Origin of the sequence: Moraxella sp. CTOTU46934, assembly GCF_031979465.1 — a bacterium.
Lineage (GTDB): Bacteria > Pseudomonadota > Gammaproteobacteria > Pseudomonadales > Moraxellaceae > Faucicola > Faucicola tetraodonis.
Genome location: NZ_DALZEG010000001.1, coordinates 358,475 through 375,491, shown reverse-complemented (window position 1 = coordinate 375,491; position 17,017 = coordinate 358,475). Strand labels below are relative to the sequence as shown.

Genomic DNA, 17,017 nt, shown 5'->3' with positions numbered 1-17,017 from the left:
TTTTAGGTAAACTAGCAGCCTATCAGCACAAAAAAAAGCATGAAATTGATTTATGCTTTTTTAATTGCCTTAACAATACTACCGCGCCAAATACTTGGTCATATCTTCAATACCATGCAAGGTCATCGGGTACATATGCCCTTGCATGATATCTTTGATTAAGCCGATGGTCTGGGTGTATTGCCAGTAGCTTGGTGTCTCAGGGTTGAGCCATGCGACTTTATCAAAGTGGTTAGTGATACGTTTTAGCCACGCCTGCCCCGTATCTTGGCTCATATACTCAACGCTACCGCCGACAGATAGCAACTCATAAGGCGACATTGCGGCATCACCAACAAAAATCACCCGATAATCACTGCCGTATTTGTGTAGCACATCCAATGTGGGCACGGCACTGGCATTACGGCGGGCATTTTCTGTCCAAACATACTCATACACGCAGTTATGAAAATAAAAAAACTCAAGCGTCTTAAATTCGTTTTTAGCGGCAGTAAATAAGCGCTCACACGCTTCGATATAGCTATCCATGCTACCACCGATATCAAATAGCATGAGCACTTTGACACGATTGCGGCGTTCGGGACGCAGCTGCACATCGAGCATCCCCGTTTGCGCGGTTTTCTTGATGGTTGAGCCAATATCAAGCTCATCAGCCGCCCCATCACGGGCGAATTTACGCAGTTTTCGCAGTGCCATCTGCATGGAGCGGGTTTCTAACTGGTTATCCGTGTCCAAATCGCGGTATTTGCGCTGCTCCCACACCTTAACCGCGCTGCGTTTTCGGCTTTCACCCCCTACTCGTACACCTTCAGGATGGTCGCCATACGCACCAAAAGGCGATGAGCCGCCTGTACCAACCCATTTGTTACCGCCTTGGTGTCGCTCTTTTTGTTCTTTTAGGCGTTCCTCTAGGGCTTTCATGAGTGCTTCAAGCGAACCATATTTTTTGAGTAGGCGCCGCTGGGCTTCGGTGAGATTGTTGGGGTCAAGTTTAAGTTCCAGCCATTCTTTGGGGATATTACCCAATTTTGCCATCAGCTCGTCGATATCGAGTGTATCAATACCTTCAAAATAATCTGCCATGGCACGGTCAAATTTATCAAAGTATTTTTCGTCTTTGACCATACATAGGCGAATCAGCTCGTAGAATTGTTCACGGTCGGCAAACACAATGCCTGTTTCTAGCAAAGCATAAAGGTCTAGCAATTCACGAGTGGAAACTGGCACGCCATATGTGCGTAAGGTATAAAAAAGATTGATAAACACACCAATCCCCTATCGACTACGACGCAGCATAAAGCCCATACGTTCAAGTAAACTCAAGTCATTTTCATTTTTGAGCAACGCCCCCGCCATGGGCGGTAAGTTATCGCTTGGATTTTTCAACCGCTCAATCGCATTTTGACTGCCCGCTTGCAACTCATCTGCCATCAGCAAACTAATCCAATCTACCAATTCAGAGGTGGATGGCGGTTTTTTTAAGCCTTTGACTTCACGCAGACCGTAGAACACCTTGAGTGCTTCATCCACCAAGTCTGCCTGTAGATTGGGGAAATGCACATCCACAATTTCGCGCATGGTTGCTTGGTCAGGAAAATCAATATAATGAAAAAAGCAACGACGCAAGAAGGCATCAGGCAGTTCTTTTTCATTGTTTGACGTGATAATAACGACAGGACGATGATCGGCGGTAATCGTTTCGCCAGTTTCATACACATAAAATGACATTTTATCGAGCTCATGTAGCAAGTCGTTGGGGAACTCAATATCCGCTTTATCAATCTCATCAATGAGCAGTACCACACGCTCAGGACTGGTAAATGCTTGCCATAGCTTGCCTGCCTTGATGTAGTTAGCAATATCATACACGCGGTCATCGCCCAATTGACTATCCCGCAGGCGTGATACCGCATCGTACTCATACAAGCCTTGTTCAGCTTTGGTGGTTGATTTGATGTGCCAAGTTAACAGTGGCATATCTAAACTTTTTGCCACTTCTTCAGCCAGTAGCGTTTTACCCGTGCCAGGTTCCCCTTTGATGAGTAACGGTTTTTGCAATTGAATCGCAGCGTTGACGGCAAGTTTTAGGTTGTCAGTGGCGATATAACTATCGGTGCTTGCAAAACTGCTTTGGGTTGCGCTGTTTTGGATGGCAGCATTTTGCTGATGGTCAGACATAAAAAAACCTATGATAATCGTCAAAAATGAGTTTCAGACTATCATAAGTTTTAGGGAAAGTTAAGCTATAAGTAAAAGGTTAAGCTGTAAAAGATTAAGCTATAAAAAGTTAAGCGGTTACAGCTTGCTGGCTTATCACTATCATAGCTTAGCGGCTAGGCTGGCTGATATTGGCGTTATTTAGCGCATGTTTTTTGTTGGTTTTATCGATGCCCATTCGAAGAATTTGCCAAATAAAACCCAAAATACAGCCCACTGTAATGACAACCATAATTGGTAGCAACCCATTAAAGATAATTGCTGGATCTTTGAGTAAAATCCCATACACCACGGAAATACTCGCTGGTGCGATGTCAGGCGGGGTGCCAAGGGAAGTGGTGGGCGTGAGCAAAATCGCAAATAGAATAATCCAACTCAAGCCTGCAAGCGTTTTTGGCAAAATCCGTACCACTAAAATCCAAAGCAGTAATACCACAATGGAAGATCCCACATAAGCATATAAGGGTAATTTGTCTGGCGGCACACCTTGAACCAGCTGCGCCCACCAAATGATGATTTCGCCTAGCACATTACCGATTTGGTCGAGTGATAAAAATGCAAACATAATTTTGCCTTGCCAAAAATAGATAGATTATTTTAGCATGATTCAACTCATTTTGTTAAAATTTTGCTACTGCCACTTGTTCTGCTGCGCTTCTGCCATATTCAATTTTGCTTGGCGTAACAGCACATCTTCAGGCGGCATTTGCACAAAATACCCCTGACTTTGCAGTTTTTCTAACACTTCTGCTTTATTGACTCGTGCAAGCTTTGTCGTATTCGCCAAATCCAAATGCATCACAAAGGTTTCGCGCCCAATCGCTTGACGAAAATCCTTGGGCAACACTGACAACCAGTCACGAATCTCATCCGTGTCATTGGGATAATCTGGGCGAGCAATATACACATACAGGTCATCTTTTTTGCTAAATTTATAAATATCGCAATGCATCATACAACTCTATTATTACTGTAAAATTTAAAGTGCCTCTATCATACCATAAAATAGTATGTTTGGAATTAAACCCCTTTTGCTATCAGCCCTGTGTACTATTAATCTAGGCATTTCACCTGTTAGCCCATAAAAAAAGAGCAACTAAGGCAATTGCTCTTTTAGTGATAAAAGCTACTGATAAATAAAAGCTATTTAATGATGCTCAGTATCTGCAATCTGCGCTTGTGCCAACGCAGATAAGGCGGCTTTTAACATCGCTGATACAGTGCTTGAGCAAGTGCCGATACCTGAATAAATCTCACCTTCAATATTCAACTGTAAGTAAGCAACGGCATTAGCATCACTGTTATTTTGGGTGAGTGGGCTTTGACTTTCAACCGTTAATGCATGCTCTGCATAGTTGATAACGTGAATATTTTTGTTCAATTTGGCAGAGATGGCATTGATAAAGGCAGATAACGGACCATTGCCATTACCAACGACGTCTATGATATCATCCCCCATACGCACAGAGCCTATAAAGCTTACTGAGCCAGCCGTGTTCTTGATTTCATAATCTTGCAACGCCAAAGTAGATTGGTTCAAATAAGTGTTTTCAAACACGCTAATGACATCATCTGATGTCAATTCTGACTGACGGCTCTCGGCCTCTTGCTGAATGACACGGCTAAAGTCAATCTGCGTCCAGCGCGGCAAATGAAAACCAAAGTCACGTTGCAAGATATAAGCAACACCACCTTTCCCTGACTGGCTATTGATACGCACGACATCCTGATAGCCGCGTCCGATATGAGCAGGGTCAATCGGCAAGTATGCCACATCCCATAAGCCTTGGGTAGCTTCGGCATTTTTCTCGTTATAATCTAGCGATTTTTTAATGGCATCTTGGTGCGAGCCACTAAAAGCGGTAAATACCAATTCGCCCACATAAGGATGGCGTGGATGAATCGGTAACTGATTGCACTCACTTACCACTTGGGCGATTTCGCTCATATTACTAAAATCAAGCTGTGGGTCTACGCCTTGGCTATACATATTCATCGCCATGACCATAATGTCCATGTTGCCTGTGCGCTCGCCATTGCCAAAAAGCGTACCTTCAATACGGTCAGCGCCTGCCATCAAACCTAACTCACTGGCAGCCACAGCACAGCCACGGTCATTGTGGGTGTGAAGGCTCACAATCACATGCTCTCGCATGGGTAAGTTTTGGCAAAAATATTCAATCTGATCGGCATAGATATTGGGCGTTGAGCTTTCTACGGTTGATGGCAAGTTAAAGATTACTTTTTGACCTAAGTCCGGGCGCCAAACTTTACACACCTCATCACAGATTTTGACCGAAAAATCGACCTCGGTTTGCGAGAAACTTTCAGGGGAATATTCAAAAATCCATTCGGTTTCAGGGTATTCTTTTGCCAAATCACGCAACAATGTTGCGCCTTCAACCGCAATCGCAATAATATCATCATAATCTTTTTGATACACTTTTTCGCGCTGCACTTTTGAGGTTGAGTTATACACGTGGACGATGGCACGTTTGGCACCTTTTAACGACTCAAAGGTACGGCGAATCAAATGTTCGCGTGCCTGCACCAATACCTGCAAGGTCACATCGTCGGGTACGTGTCCGCCTTCGATTAATTTGCGGGTAAAGTCATACTCGACCTGCGCCGCTGATGGAAAACCAATCTCAATTTCTTTAAACCCCACTTGCACCAACAAATCAAAGAAGCGCATTTTTTGTTCAATGCTCATCGGCTCAATCAAGGCTTGGTTACCATCTCGCAAATCCACCGACGTCCATATGGGCGCTTTGGTGATAGTTTTATCGGGCCAAGTACGCTGGGTCATCTTTGGTGCAAATGCAAAGGGTTGGTATTTTTTATGATTAAAAGCCGCGTTTTTGGGTTGTATTGACATGCTAATTCTCCACATTTAATTTTACTTAAAATTCTATGATGAAATTATATCCATTTTTTTGTAGTTGAAGTAACTAAATTTTGCTATAAAAAACACAGAATTTGATATTTATGGCTACTATAATTATATTGTTTAGTTAAAATCACTAATATTGAGAATTTATGATGGCTTCATTAGATAAAATAGACAGACAAATATTAGCGCTATTACGAGAAAATGCGCGCATGAGTAACCTTGAATTGGCAGAAAGCGTAAACTTAAGCCCTACTCCCTGTGCGCGCAGAGTCAAACAATTAGAGGATTCAGGTGTTATCACGGGTTATAGTGTCACAACCGACCCTATAAAATTAGGTTATCAACTGTCAGTCTATATTGCCATTAGCATGGATAAACATACCGCAGAACACTTTAGAAATTTTGAAAAAAAACTACGAGAATTTCCTGAAGTGGTCAGCTGTAGTATTGTGACAGGGCGCAGCGAAGATTATCTTATCAAAGCTTTGGTCAAAGATATGGCGCATTATGAAGAATTTTTATTGCATCGTCTAAACCGTATTGAAGGTATCGCACAAGTGCATACCAGTTTTGAATTACGGCAAGTGTTTGAAAAATCAATTATCTGATTGGGTGTTAAAGGCTGTTTTAAACCCTGTTTTAAAAACCTATAAAGAAACGCACTATTTTATGTATCGGTCTCGCTTATGATGCCCAGCCAAACAATAAAAAAGCCATTGATAACCAACGGCTTTTTTTATTGTCTAATCGTTATTTTTCCCAAATTCCCGATGTGATTTTGGCTTTCATGGCGGGGTATTTATTGATGTTAAAAACAGGATGCTTAACACCTGATTTGATTTGAGCGGAATAATCTTTTGCCAAAATAAACACATATTTTGACAACAGAACGATACTAACAAGATTAATGTACGCCATAATCGCCATCATCAAATCCCCCATATCCCACACCATAGGCACTTCAGCCACAGAACCAAAATACACAAAGGCGAGCACTAAAATACGAAAGATATTTAAAATCATTGGATGATTCTTAAGATATTGCACATTGGTTTCGGCATAGGCGTAGTTGCCAATAATACTCGAAAAAGCGAACATGAACAGCACTACCGCTAGGAAAATTTGCGCCCATGAACCCACATGACTTTCTAATGCCGCTTGGGTCAATTGAATCCCTGTCAAATCAGCGGTGGGTAGTTTTGATAATAAAATAATAAACGCGGTACAAGAACAGACAATAATGGTATCCACAAAAACGCCCAAACTTTGAATAAGCCCTTGTGTGGCGGGGTGAGGCACATCTGCAGCAGCAGCGGCATTGGGGGCAGAGCCTTGACCTGCTTCGTTAGAATACAAACCCCGCTTAATCCCAAGCATCATCGATTGCGATACCAAACCGCCTAACGTCCCACCCGCTGCCGCATTAAAAGTAAAAGCATCGGTCAAAATTAAATTAAATACCTGTGGAATCATGGTGATATTGGTCACAATAATATACAACGCCATCAGCAGATATACCCCTGCCATCACAGGTACTAGCATTTCTGAAATGGTGGCAACCCGTTTTATCCCACCAAAGATAATCGGTGCAGAAATGATAACCAACAATATCGCCACAATATGTTTACCAGTCCCCCATAAAGCACAGGTATTATCGCCCGTACAACCGACCGCCGATTGTACCGCTTGGGCGATGGTATTGGCTTGAATGGCATTATATACCAAGCCAAAGCACAAAATCAGACTCACTGCAAATGCCACACCTAGCCAACCTTGCCCTAAACCCTGACGGATATAGTAAGCAGGTCCACCGCGAAAATGCCCATTGGCATCTCGCACTTTAAATAATTGTGCCAATGACGACTCAGCGAATGCCGATGCCATCCCAATCAAGGCAATAAACCACATCCAAAATACCGCACCCGGTCCGCCAACACTCACGGCAATAGCAACCCCTGCGATATTCCCTGTACCGACACGACTCGCCAGTCCTGTCATAAACGCTTGAAACGATGAGATACTCTCACTATGCTCGTGATGTTCGGTGCTCCGACTAGCCAGCAAATTTTTGACACTATGTCCAAATAAACGAAATTGAACAAACCCTGTCATGACGGTAAAAAACACACCAATACAAATCAAAATCCACACCAACCAATCCCACATGGGTGAACTGATAAGATTGACACTACAATGAATGCTATCCATCACACTTGCTTGCGCCAAGCAAGCTAAATCTTTGTTATACATCAACAAATCCAGCCTCAAAAATTGATAGCGGATAGTATCAATAAAGCAAACTTTTGGCAATGATTCGGCGAAAAAAAACGACACCAAAAGTGTCGTTTTTCTACAGCTTATGCTAAAAAATTAGAAACGGTAAGTTGCACCGATTTTAGCGATTGGATACCATTTTGAATAATCTGAGTCATCCAAATCTTGTTGTAAGTCAGATTTTAGACGATTATTATCAAATACTGCAGCTTCTTCACCATTGGCATCTAGAACTCGTGTTTTAGCATCAGTCACTTTTAAGCCACCAGTATAAGCTGCACCGATTTCACCAAATACACCAAAGTTATTAGTGATATTAGGACGGAAACCGATAGTTAAGTATGGATTTAAAGTGTTTTTATTTTCAGCTGACGCTTCAATGTTACCATAGTAAGTGTTACCATTGATTTTAACTGGTTTGGTTTCAGTTGCTTGTTTTTTCAAAGTGATTTCATTGTCACCAAAAATGGTACCAACACCCACAGTAAACCAATTTCCAGCTGGGCGTAAATTCACACCAATATACGGATTGCTTGAATCTGTTTCTAAGTCATATTCAACATCTTCAATTTCGATGGTGTCTTTTAAATCACCGATATCGCCGCCAGCCCAACCAGCTACGAGTTCAGTTTTATCGTTTAGCGCCCAACCAATATTGGCACCATAACCTAAAGTACCTACTTCGGCACTGATAGCAGCAGGATTTGTTACGGTATCAAAAAACGTTCTAGTACCAGTAACCAATTGAGTTGTTGTGTTTCTTACTACCCCTGAGTTTGGGTCATAGGTGGTAGTAGATACGGCAACAGGCTGTACAACAACTTGTTGATCAACAGCGATAGTTTCAGCAAAAGCAGAAGTTGCGATTAAAGCAGCAGGAATAGCAGCTAATTTCAAAACTTTCATATAAATCTCCTAAGGACAGGATAAGGTAAATTTACCATTTCTCTTAAAAATCTAAAAGACTTTCAAGCGATGAATGACATATAAAGAAAAAGTAAATTAGTTGACATATTTTGTTACGTTTCTCTTAGGTATATTAAAACGTAATTTTTCAGCAATGTCTTTTAATTTTGTATAACTTTTCTATATGTTTATGTAACTACATAGGATGAAGTGTAATATTTTATCAAAAATGTTGCTTTTTTAAAAGACTTAAGTTGATGTTGCAATTAAGAGAATGACTTTTATGTTAATTTTTTTTACAATACACCTATCGAGAGATGCTGCAGCTTAAGGTTGGCTTAATTTATATTTGCTTGCCTGCGCTAGGCTCGTTTTTTGTGTTTTAACCAAAATAAATCCAAAATAAATAACCGCATCTGCGTTTTTACTTTAACTTTTTTTACCGGTTTTAAGGAGTGGACGCAGTGTCCCTGTCTATCAATTCTACTGATTCAAATTTTTCTGATTACAAAGTTGCCGATATGAGCCTTGCCGACTACGGTCGCAAAGAAATCAAACTGGCTGAAACTGAAATGCCTGCTTTGATGGGCTTACGCCAACGCTACCAAGCCGAGCAGCCTTTAAAAGGCGCCAAGATTGTGGGCTGTATCCACATGACCATCCAAACAGCAGTATTGATTGAAACGCTCGTGGCGCTGGGTGCTGAAGTACGCTGGACTTCTTGTAATATTTTCTCAACCCAAGACCATGCCGCTGCCGCCATCGCAGCAGCCGGTATTCCTGTGTTTGCTTGGAAAGGCGAAACTGAGGAAGAATACGAATGGTGTCTTCGCCAGCAGATTTTTGAAGGCGGTGAAGCCACGGGCAAGCTGTGGGATGCCAATATTATTTTAGATGATGGCGGTGACTTGACGGCGCTGATTCATAACGACTACCCGCAAATGCTCGACAACATCCACGGTATCTCAGAAGAGACAACAACAGGGGTACATCGTCTAATTGAAATGCTCAATGCAGGCACCTTAAAAGTACCCGCGATTAATGTCAATGACGCAGTGACCAAATCAAAAAATGACAACAAATATGGCTGTCGTCATAGCCTAAACGATGCCATCAAACGTGGTACCGATATGCTTTTAGCAGGTCGTCGTGCGCTTGTTGTCGGTTATGGCGATGTGGGTAAAGGTTCTGCTCAAAGCCTACGTCAAGAAGGTATGATAGTACGAGTGACGGAAGCCGATCCAATTTGTGGTATGCAAGCTTGTATGGATGGCTATGAATTGGTCTCGCCATTTGTGGAAGGCGACCCTGCCAAAGGCGTCAACAAAACCCTTATGCAAGATACTGACTTGGTAGTCACTACCACTGGTAACTACCATGTCTGTAATAGCGATATGTTAAAAGCCTTAAAAGCCACCGCAGTGGTTTGTAATATTGGTCACTTTGATACCGAGATTGATACCCAGTTTATGCGTGACAACTGGAAATGGGTGGAAGTGAAGCCTCAAGTACACCAAGTGTATCGATCAGACGATGAAAACGATTACTTGCTTTTATTGTCGGAAGGTCGTTTGGTCAATTTGGGCAATGCCACAGGTCACCCATCACGTATTATGGATGGCTCTTTTGCTAACCAAGTATTGGCACAAATGCATTTATTCAAAGAAAAATTTGCTGATTTGCCTGCGGACAAAAAAGCGGACAATTTATATGTCAAAGTGTTGCCAAAAAAACTCGATGAAGAAGTGGCAGCAGCCATGGTCGCAGGCTTTAATGGGGTACTGACTAAATTGACGCAGCAACAAGCCGATTATATCGGTGTACCAGTTGAAGGTCCTTTCAAACCTGATAGCTATAAATACTGATAGCTAGAAATACTAATAGCTAAAAATACTATTTGTTAAAGGTTTAATCAAAGTCATGCCCATGTGCATGACTTTTTTATGCAGTTTAACTCAATATTTATGCCAAAAAATTCAATTTTTTTACTGTTTTACCCGTTATAATGGTGCTATTTCTTATTATTTTGGATACTTTCATGACCACCATGACAACACCGTTTTCTTTTGAGTTTTTCCCCACCAAGACCGATGACGGTCAAACCAAATTATTGGCAACCTTTAATGAATTAAATGCTTTAAAACCTCAATATTTTAGCGTGACTTATGGCGCAGGTGGGTCAACCCGTGAACGCACCTTAGGTATCGTTAAGGCACTGAGTGAAAAAAGTGATACGCCTATCACCCCGCATTTATCCTGCATTGGCGATGATAAAGCCAAAATTGGCGAGTTATTGGATTATTATAAATCGTTAGGTATTAATCGCTTGGTGGCGCTGCGCGGTGATTTGCCATCGGGTATGGTGGGTCTTGGCGAGCTGCCGTTTGCTGTCGATTTGGTTAAATACATACGTGAGCATAGCGGTGATTATTTTCGTATCAAAGTCGCTGCATATCCAGAAATGCACCCGCAAGCCAAAAGCTTTGAGGCCGATATCCAAAACTTGCTCAATAAATACCACGCAGGCGCGACTGAAGCGATTACCCAGTTTTTCTACAACGCTGACAGCTATCTATATTTGCGTGATGCCCTTGCCAAAAAAGGGGTGACTCAAGATGAGTTCCCGATTATCGCAGGCATTATGCCCATCACCAATGCGTCAAATTTGATTCGATTTGCCGATGGCTGTGGGGCAGATATTCCACGTTTTATCCGTAAACAGCTTGCCGACTATAGCGATGACAAAAAAGCCATTCGTCAATTTGGGTTTGAAGTGGTGGTCAATCTATGTGAGCGTTTGATTGCCGAAGGCGTACCGTCAATGCATTTTTACAGCATGAACCAAGTCAGCCCAAATAAACAACTGATTGAAGCGCTCGGTTTGGTTTAATTGGGAATAGACCTTGCGCACTATCTGGCAGTAAACCTGCCACTAAACAAAAAAATGATAATGGCGAGGTTAAACTCTCTGTTTAACCTCGTAAAATTGGGGCATCGCAAAATAACGCTTATCTTAAAAAGTTTATTTGGAACAGTTTATCTTGAGTAGTTACTGTTGGGTAAAATTTTATAGTGCGATAGTGCGATTGCCCTGATAGTCGGATGCTTACCTAATTATGCTTACCTAGTTAAATGTCGTCATGCGTTAGGTTTGCGCCAGTATTTTAACTTTGAAGTGTGACCAATCCCCACATTAAAGGTGTTGGTAGGGTCTAGCTTGCGATAAAAATTGGCTAATGCTGGCTTAGCAACATATAAATGACCCACATTGTGTTCTGCGGGATATTCTGCTCTACGCTCGTCTAGCAGCTGCCACATCTGATGTTCAATATCCAGTGGATTAGTGCCTTTTTTGACAATGTAATCTTGATGAAATACATGACAAAAAAAGTGCCCATAATATAATTTATGTAACATATGTTGTTCGAGATCTGCTGGGATTTTTTCTACCCATTCTCTATCGTTACGTCGTAACGCAATATCCAATGCCACAATATCCTCAACCTCTGCTCGGTGGGTATCACGATATCGTATCGCCGCCCCGGCAACAGCAAAACGGTGTAAGAAAGCTTTGCGACCTTCTTCCTCCGTACAGGCAAAATACGAGCCAGTAGAATGAACGGCAAAATACTCATTTAAAAACTGCTCTGTCTGTTCTGCGCTTTGCTCATCTACTCGTAGAATCAAATGATGCTCAAAACGCTGATGAAACGCTAGCATGCGCCGCGGTAAATGACTGGGTAAGAAAAAAGTGATAGCTTGTAAAATTTGATCAGTCAAACCCCGTATCTTGATTTTTTCCAACCACCCATCAATGCGATCTTTGAGGGCTAATGCTCTGGGTATATTAACCGTGCCAAAACGCTCAATAAACAAGAAAGTATCTTTGCCATACTTTGCACCAATACTAAAAGCATCACGATGAATATATTCTCCAGCAATCGGCAAGCTGGGTAACGATGTCAGCAAATAACGTCGTATTGCTGTTAGGTCATCATGGTCATTTGAGCCGATATAAAAAACCTTACTCTCAACTTTTTCAAAGGTATCGAGTCGCACCGCAAACACACAGACTTTACCCGCTGACCCCGATGCTTCATATAATCGTGTCGGATCTGCATTAAATCTAGCAGGACTGTCTGCATCGACTTGCTTAACGTCATGGGCATAACGATTGTCTGATGCCAGCTGAGTAGTTTGCGTGGTTATCTGACCGGTTTCATAGTCTTGTTTTTGCAGTCTGGTGAGTATCTCTTCGGCGGTGTTGCCTAAATCAATACCTAGATGATTAATCAATTCTAACTTACCCGATTCATTGACACGGGCATACAACGCCATTTCAGTATAAGCAGGTCCACGACGTACCAGTGCGCCCCCTGAATTGTTGCAAACCCCACCTAAAACTGAAGCGCCAATACATGATGACCCAATCACAGAGTGAGGTTCACGATTATAAGGCTTTAAAGTACGCTCAAGATTATCCAACGTTGCGCCAGGTAAACACACCACTTGTTTGCCATCTAAAATCACTTGAATGCCTTGTAGACGCCGAGTACTCATAATAATAACTGGACGATCATAGTCATCACCATAAGGTGTAGAGCCGCCTGTCAATCCTGTATTGGCAGCTTGCATAATTACCACACAATCTGCCTCAATAATTGTTTGTAGCGCCTGCCACTGCTCAAGTAAAGTACCTGGACATACCACAGCCAACACTTTTCCCTCACCAAAACGTATACCTTGTCGATAATGACGGGTATCTTGTTCATCGATGAGTACATAAGACTTCCCTACGATCTTCGTTAATTTATCGAGTGTCGGTTTATACTGTTTTAACATGATAAATATCCTTATTGATTAAATGAGTCATGAGGTTTTATTGGCGATTATATTGACTTGTTGATAGTTGAACCGGTCTGGTTTTATCAAAGATAGGATTGTGTTCGATGGTAGAGCTACGCATAGCGTTAACATGGTCAAGTGTGCGTTTACCATCGGTGGCTCGATTGTAGATGCGGTTATCGCTGATTTGTGCTATTAGATTTTTTATTAGGAGATTTTTTGCTATCAGATTTTGTGCTAGATGAGGCTTGGCATAGTGGCTAAGTGTGTAGCTTTCTTGGGTTACCCGTAAGTATTGGCAGTGGTTTAAGCGAGTGATGACTTTTTGTTTCATCCCTGTATGCTACTATATTTTAATCAATTTACGCAAAAATTTATGCGCTTTGTATCAGCGCTCAATGTAAAAGGAGACTATTAAAGTCCCCTTTTTTACTGCTGTGAGTATGTCTTAGTTTGATTTTACATTTACATGGCAGCTGCGAAGATTGCTACGACCTGTTCATGATTTGCCTTACGTGGGTTGGTGAGCATACAAGCATCGTTTTGGGCATTGGTTGCCATGATGGCAAGGTCTTCTTGTTTAACACCAAGTTCAGTAAGTCCCGTAGGAATACCTACCGATTGGGATAGCTCACGAATTGCATTGATGCCTGCCTTACCTGCTTCTGCTCGAGTCATGCCTTTGATATCAATGCCCATAAATTCAGCAATATTTGCATAACGCTCAGGTGTTGAAATCAGGTTAAACTCACAGACGTGCGGTAACAAAATCGCATTACAGACACCGTGCGGCAGATTGTAGAATCCACCTAACTGGTGCGCCATTGCATGGACATAACCTAGCGAGGCATTATTAAACGCCATGCCCGCTAAGTATTGAGCATAGCTCATAGCCTCACGCGCTTCAATGTTTTCGCCATTCGCTACTGCTTGACGCAGCCATTGTTGAATCATTCGAATGGCTTTTTCAGCACAAGCGTCTGTAATCGGATTTGCAGCAGTCGATACATACGCCTCTACCGCATGGGTTAACGCATCCATACCTGTTGCCGCAGTTAAAGATGCAGGTTTAGCAGTCATCAGTCGAGGATCATCAATAGCAATGAGTGGGGTACAACGCCAATCTACAATCGCCATTTTGACGTGGGTATCGGTATTGGTAATAATACAAAAACGTGTCATCTCTGATGCTGTGCCTGCCGTGGTATTGATAGCAATCAATGGTGTCATTGGCACTTTACTTTTATCAATACCTTCATAGTCACGGATATGACCACCGCCTGCGGTCACTAGACCAATCCCTTTTGCACAGTCATGTGACGAACCACCACCCAATGAGATGATAAAATCACAGCCGTTATCCTGATACGCTGTGACGCCATCGTGGACATTTTTGTCAGTTGGATTTGGCTCTGCGCCTGCAAATACGTAGCTATCAATACCTTGTTCGCTTAAATGTTTAATGATAATGTCTGGAACACCTGCTTTGTTCAGCCCTTGGTCAGTTACAATAAGCGCTTTTTTAGCACCTAGATCTTTGGCTTTTGAGCCAACTTCTTTGACACAGCCAGGTCCAAATAATGATACACAGGGAATAAAAAAGCCACTGGTTTGATCGGAGATTTGCTTATAAGCCATGATTAAATTCCTTTTAATCTTGTATGTTAGGGGTGTATAGTAATTTTATTCATACGTCTAGTTTTTTGTCATCATTACAACTAGATAGGATGTACTAATATATTTTTATAAAATCACTATGACTTGATTTTAGTTCAGTCATCCAATGCGCTCTACCTACTATTAACCTACCTTAGTCAAAAAGTTACTAGAGTTAATGTCTTTTGAAAAAATAAAGCACGCTACTTGCGCTATGTCCCTCACGGCTTATGCTGTCAACCATACAGCAAAACACTGGGTAGCTTTCATCACGCAGCCCGATAGCAAAAATTTGAAACTCTGCTGACTTCAATACCAAGCTTTTTTGTATCCGTTCACACAACAAGTCATATTACTATCAAAATTGGTATTACCAATTTACAAAAAACCGTATAAATATCACTGTTTTTTTGAAATTTAATTGAATTAAAGCGTAATTTTCTTTATTATTTAACCAATTATTGATACTCAGACTATTTTGGTAATACCAATTATTTCATGGAGGAAATGATGCAACATTGGCAACAGATTTATGATCCCATGGGCAATATTTGGCTCTCAAGTGCCATTGCCCTCATCCCAATTATCTTCTTTTTTCTAGCCTTGGCGGTGTTTCGCTTAAAAGGTAGTGTCGCAGGCACCATTACCGTTGTTTTGGCGCTGCTTGTGGCCCTGTTTTTATATCAAATGCCGGTGACATTAGCGCTATCATCCGCGATTTATGGATTCTTCTATGGGCTTTGGCCCATCGCTTGGATTATTATCGGGGCGGTATTTTTATACAAAGTCACGGTAAAAACAGGGCAATTTGATATTATCCGCTCCAGTATTTTATCGCTGACCGAAGACCAACGCTTACAGATGTTATTGGTCGGGTTTGCCTTTGGTACTTTTTTGGAAGGCGCAGCAGGCTTTGGTGCACCCGTGGCTATCACGGCGGCGTTATTGGTAGGATTAGGGTTTAAGCCTTTATATGCGGCTGGACTTTGCCTCATCGTCAATACTGCCCCTGTTGCCTTTGGTGCGATGGGAATTCCAATCATTGTGGCAGGACAAGTATCTGGGGTAGAAACCCATGCCATCAGCCAAATGGTCGGCCGTCAGTTGCCTTTTATTGTGCCGATTGTATTAGTGTGGATTATGGCGATTATGGATGGGTGGCGCGGGGTTCGTGAAACTTTCCCAGCGATTGTGGTCGGTGGTGGGTCATTTGCCATTGCGCAGTTTTTGACCTCAAACTACATTGGACCTGAGTTGCCTGATATTACCGCTGCTATTGCCTCGTTAGTCAGTTTGACGTTGCTATTTAAAGTGTGGCAGCCCAAGCACATTTTCCGTTTTGAAAATCAAGTCGATGGCAAAAATCAGATGGGTGATACCAAAAGCGTATCAGCACCGTTGCCAACCACCCATTACTCACCCGCTCAAATCATCAAAGCTTGGATGCCGTTTGTGATTTTGACAGCAATGGTATCGTTATGGAGCATTAAGCCGTTTAAAGATTTGTTTGTCAAAGGCAAAAATGGTCAGCCTGATGGGGCGTTGGTCGATATGGTGATGAGTATTAATGTGCCGTATTTGCACAATGCCGTACAAAAACTGCCCCCAGTCGTCACCAAAATTACCGACTATGCGGCCATTTATAAATTTGATTGGTTCTCAGCAACAGGTACAGCCATCATGTTAGCGGCGATTATCTCCATCGTGATGCTAAAAATGCGTCCCAAAGAAGCATTATCGACGTTTGGCGAAACCATTAAAGAGCTACGCACCCCGATTTATTCTATTGGTATGGTGTTGGCGTTTGCGTTTATCGCCAATTATTCAGGGTTGTCTGCTACCTTAGCGTTAGCATTGGCACACACAGGCAAAGCTTTTACCTTCTTTTCACCATTTTTAGGTTGGTTAGGGGTATTTTTGACAGGCTCAGACACGTCAGCCAATGCGTTGTTTGCTGCCCTTCAAGCCACCACCGCTCGGCAAATTGGTGTGCCTGAGGTGTTGTTAGTGGCAGCGAATACCTCGGGCGGTGTGACTGGTAAAATGATTTCTCCGCAATCCATTGCCATTGCCTGTGCCGCCACAGGTTTGGTGGGTAAAGAGTCGGATTTGTTTAGATTTACCGTCAAACATAGTATTATTTTTACCATTATGATGGGCGCACTCATCACGCTACAAGCGTATGTCGTGCCTTGGATGATTCCACAAGGTTAATGATGGGTAAGG

14 protein-coding genes are annotated in these 17,017 nt (G+C 42.2%); 4 read left to right on the top strand and 10 right to left on the bottom strand.

Going from position 1 to position 17,017, the window contains the following annotated elements:
• Positions 1-78 precede the first annotated feature (78 nt).
• The 5 genes from RTN07_RS01705 to leuA all read right to left on the bottom strand — a co-directional run bounded on the left by RTN07_RS01705 (position 79) and on the right by leuA (position 5,095).
• Positions 79-1,266: a vWA domain-containing protein gene (locus RTN07_RS01705; RefSeq protein ID WP_312175076.1), complete on the bottom strand. Its 1,188-nt coding sequence runs from the start codon at positions 1,264-1,266 to the stop codon at positions 79-81.
• A 9-nt stretch (positions 1,267-1,275) separates the two neighbouring features.
• Positions 1,276-2,178: an AAA family ATPase gene (locus tag RTN07_RS01700; protein ID WP_198001307.1), complete on the bottom strand. Its 903-nt coding sequence runs from the start codon at positions 2,176-2,178 to the stop codon at positions 1,276-1,278.
• Between the two features lie 148 nt (positions 2,179-2,326).
• Positions 2,327-2,782 (bottom strand): hypothetical protein, encoded by a 456-nt coding sequence (locus RTN07_RS01695; RefSeq protein WP_007116910.1) that lies wholly within the window; start codon positions 2,780-2,782, stop codon positions 2,327-2,329.
• A 66-nt stretch (positions 2,783-2,848) separates the two neighbouring features.
• Positions 2,849-3,169 carry a YcgL domain-containing protein gene (locus tag RTN07_RS01690; RefSeq protein ID WP_007116911.1) on the bottom strand — a complete coding sequence of 107 codons (321 nt, stop codon included), beginning with the start codon at positions 3,167-3,169 and terminating at the stop codon, positions 2,849-2,851.
• Between the two features lie 195 nt (positions 3,170-3,364).
• On the bottom strand, positions 3,365-5,095 hold the full coding sequence (gene leuA / locus RTN07_RS01685; protein WP_312175075.1) for a 2-isopropylmalate synthase: 1,731 nt from the start codon (positions 5,093-5,095) through the stop codon (positions 3,365-3,367).
• A 164-nt stretch (positions 5,096-5,259) separates the two neighbouring features.
• Here leuA and RTN07_RS01680 point away from each other — a divergent pair, with 164 nt between their 5' ends.
• Positions 5,260-5,718 (top strand): Lrp/AsnC family transcriptional regulator, encoded by a 459-nt coding sequence (locus RTN07_RS01680; protein ID WP_096488742.1) that lies wholly within the window; start codon positions 5,260-5,262, stop codon positions 5,716-5,718.
• 142 nt (positions 5,719-5,860) lie between these two features.
• Here RTN07_RS01680 and RTN07_RS01675 read toward each other — a convergent pair whose 3' ends face one another.
• Together RTN07_RS01675 and RTN07_RS01670 are read right to left on the bottom strand one after the other, a co-directional pair.
• Positions 5,861-7,318, bottom strand: a complete 1,458-nt coding sequence (locus RTN07_RS01675; RefSeq protein ID WP_312175416.1) for an alanine/glycine:cation symporter family protein — start codon at positions 7,316-7,318, stop codon at positions 5,861-5,863.
• Between the two features lie 162 nt (positions 7,319-7,480).
• The gene (locus RTN07_RS01670) at positions 7,481-8,290 is read right to left on the bottom strand and encodes a hypothetical protein (RefSeq protein ID WP_312175074.1); all 810 of its coding nucleotides are present in this window, start codon (positions 8,288-8,290) and stop codon (positions 7,481-7,483) included.
• Between the two features lie 476 nt (positions 8,291-8,766).
• On the opposite strand from RTN07_RS01670, the gene ahcY reads away from it, so the two are divergent.
• The gene (gene ahcY / locus RTN07_RS01665) at positions 8,767-10,155 is read left to right on the top strand and encodes an adenosylhomocysteinase (RefSeq protein WP_312175414.1); all 1,389 of its coding nucleotides are present in this window, start codon (positions 8,767-8,769) and stop codon (positions 10,153-10,155) included.
• 182 nt (positions 10,156-10,337) lie between these two features.
• Positions 10,338-11,180 (top strand): methylenetetrahydrofolate reductase [NAD(P)H], encoded by an 843-nt coding sequence (metF, locus tag RTN07_RS01660; RefSeq protein WP_312175411.1) that lies wholly within the window; start codon positions 10,338-10,340, stop codon positions 11,178-11,180.
• Positions 11,181-11,428: 248 nt separating this feature from the next.
• Here metF and dld read toward each other — a convergent pair whose 3' ends face one another.
• The 3 genes from dld to mdh form a co-directional block, all read right to left on the bottom strand.
• Positions 11,429-13,132 (bottom strand): D-lactate dehydrogenase, encoded by a 1,704-nt coding sequence (dld, locus tag RTN07_RS01655; protein WP_312175073.1) that lies wholly within the window; start codon positions 13,130-13,132, stop codon positions 11,429-11,431.
• A 37-nt stretch (positions 13,133-13,169) separates the two neighbouring features.
• A complete protein-coding gene (locus tag RTN07_RS01650; protein WP_312175070.1) occupies positions 13,170-13,469 on the bottom strand; it encodes a hypothetical protein in 300 nt (99 codons plus the stop codon).
• Between the two features lie 131 nt (positions 13,470-13,600).
• Positions 13,601-14,773 (bottom strand): iron-dependent methanol dehydrogenase, encoded by a 1,173-nt coding sequence (gene mdh, locus RTN07_RS01645; protein WP_312175069.1) that lies wholly within the window; start codon positions 14,771-14,773, stop codon positions 13,601-13,603.
• A 525-nt stretch (positions 14,774-15,298) separates the two neighbouring features.
• Between mdh and lldP the strand changes: the two genes are divergently transcribed.
• Entirely contained in the window at positions 15,299-17,005 is a 1,707-nt protein-coding gene (gene lldP / locus RTN07_RS01640; RefSeq protein ID WP_076774259.1) for an L-lactate permease, read from the top strand.
• Positions 17,006-17,017 lie beyond the last annotated feature (12 nt).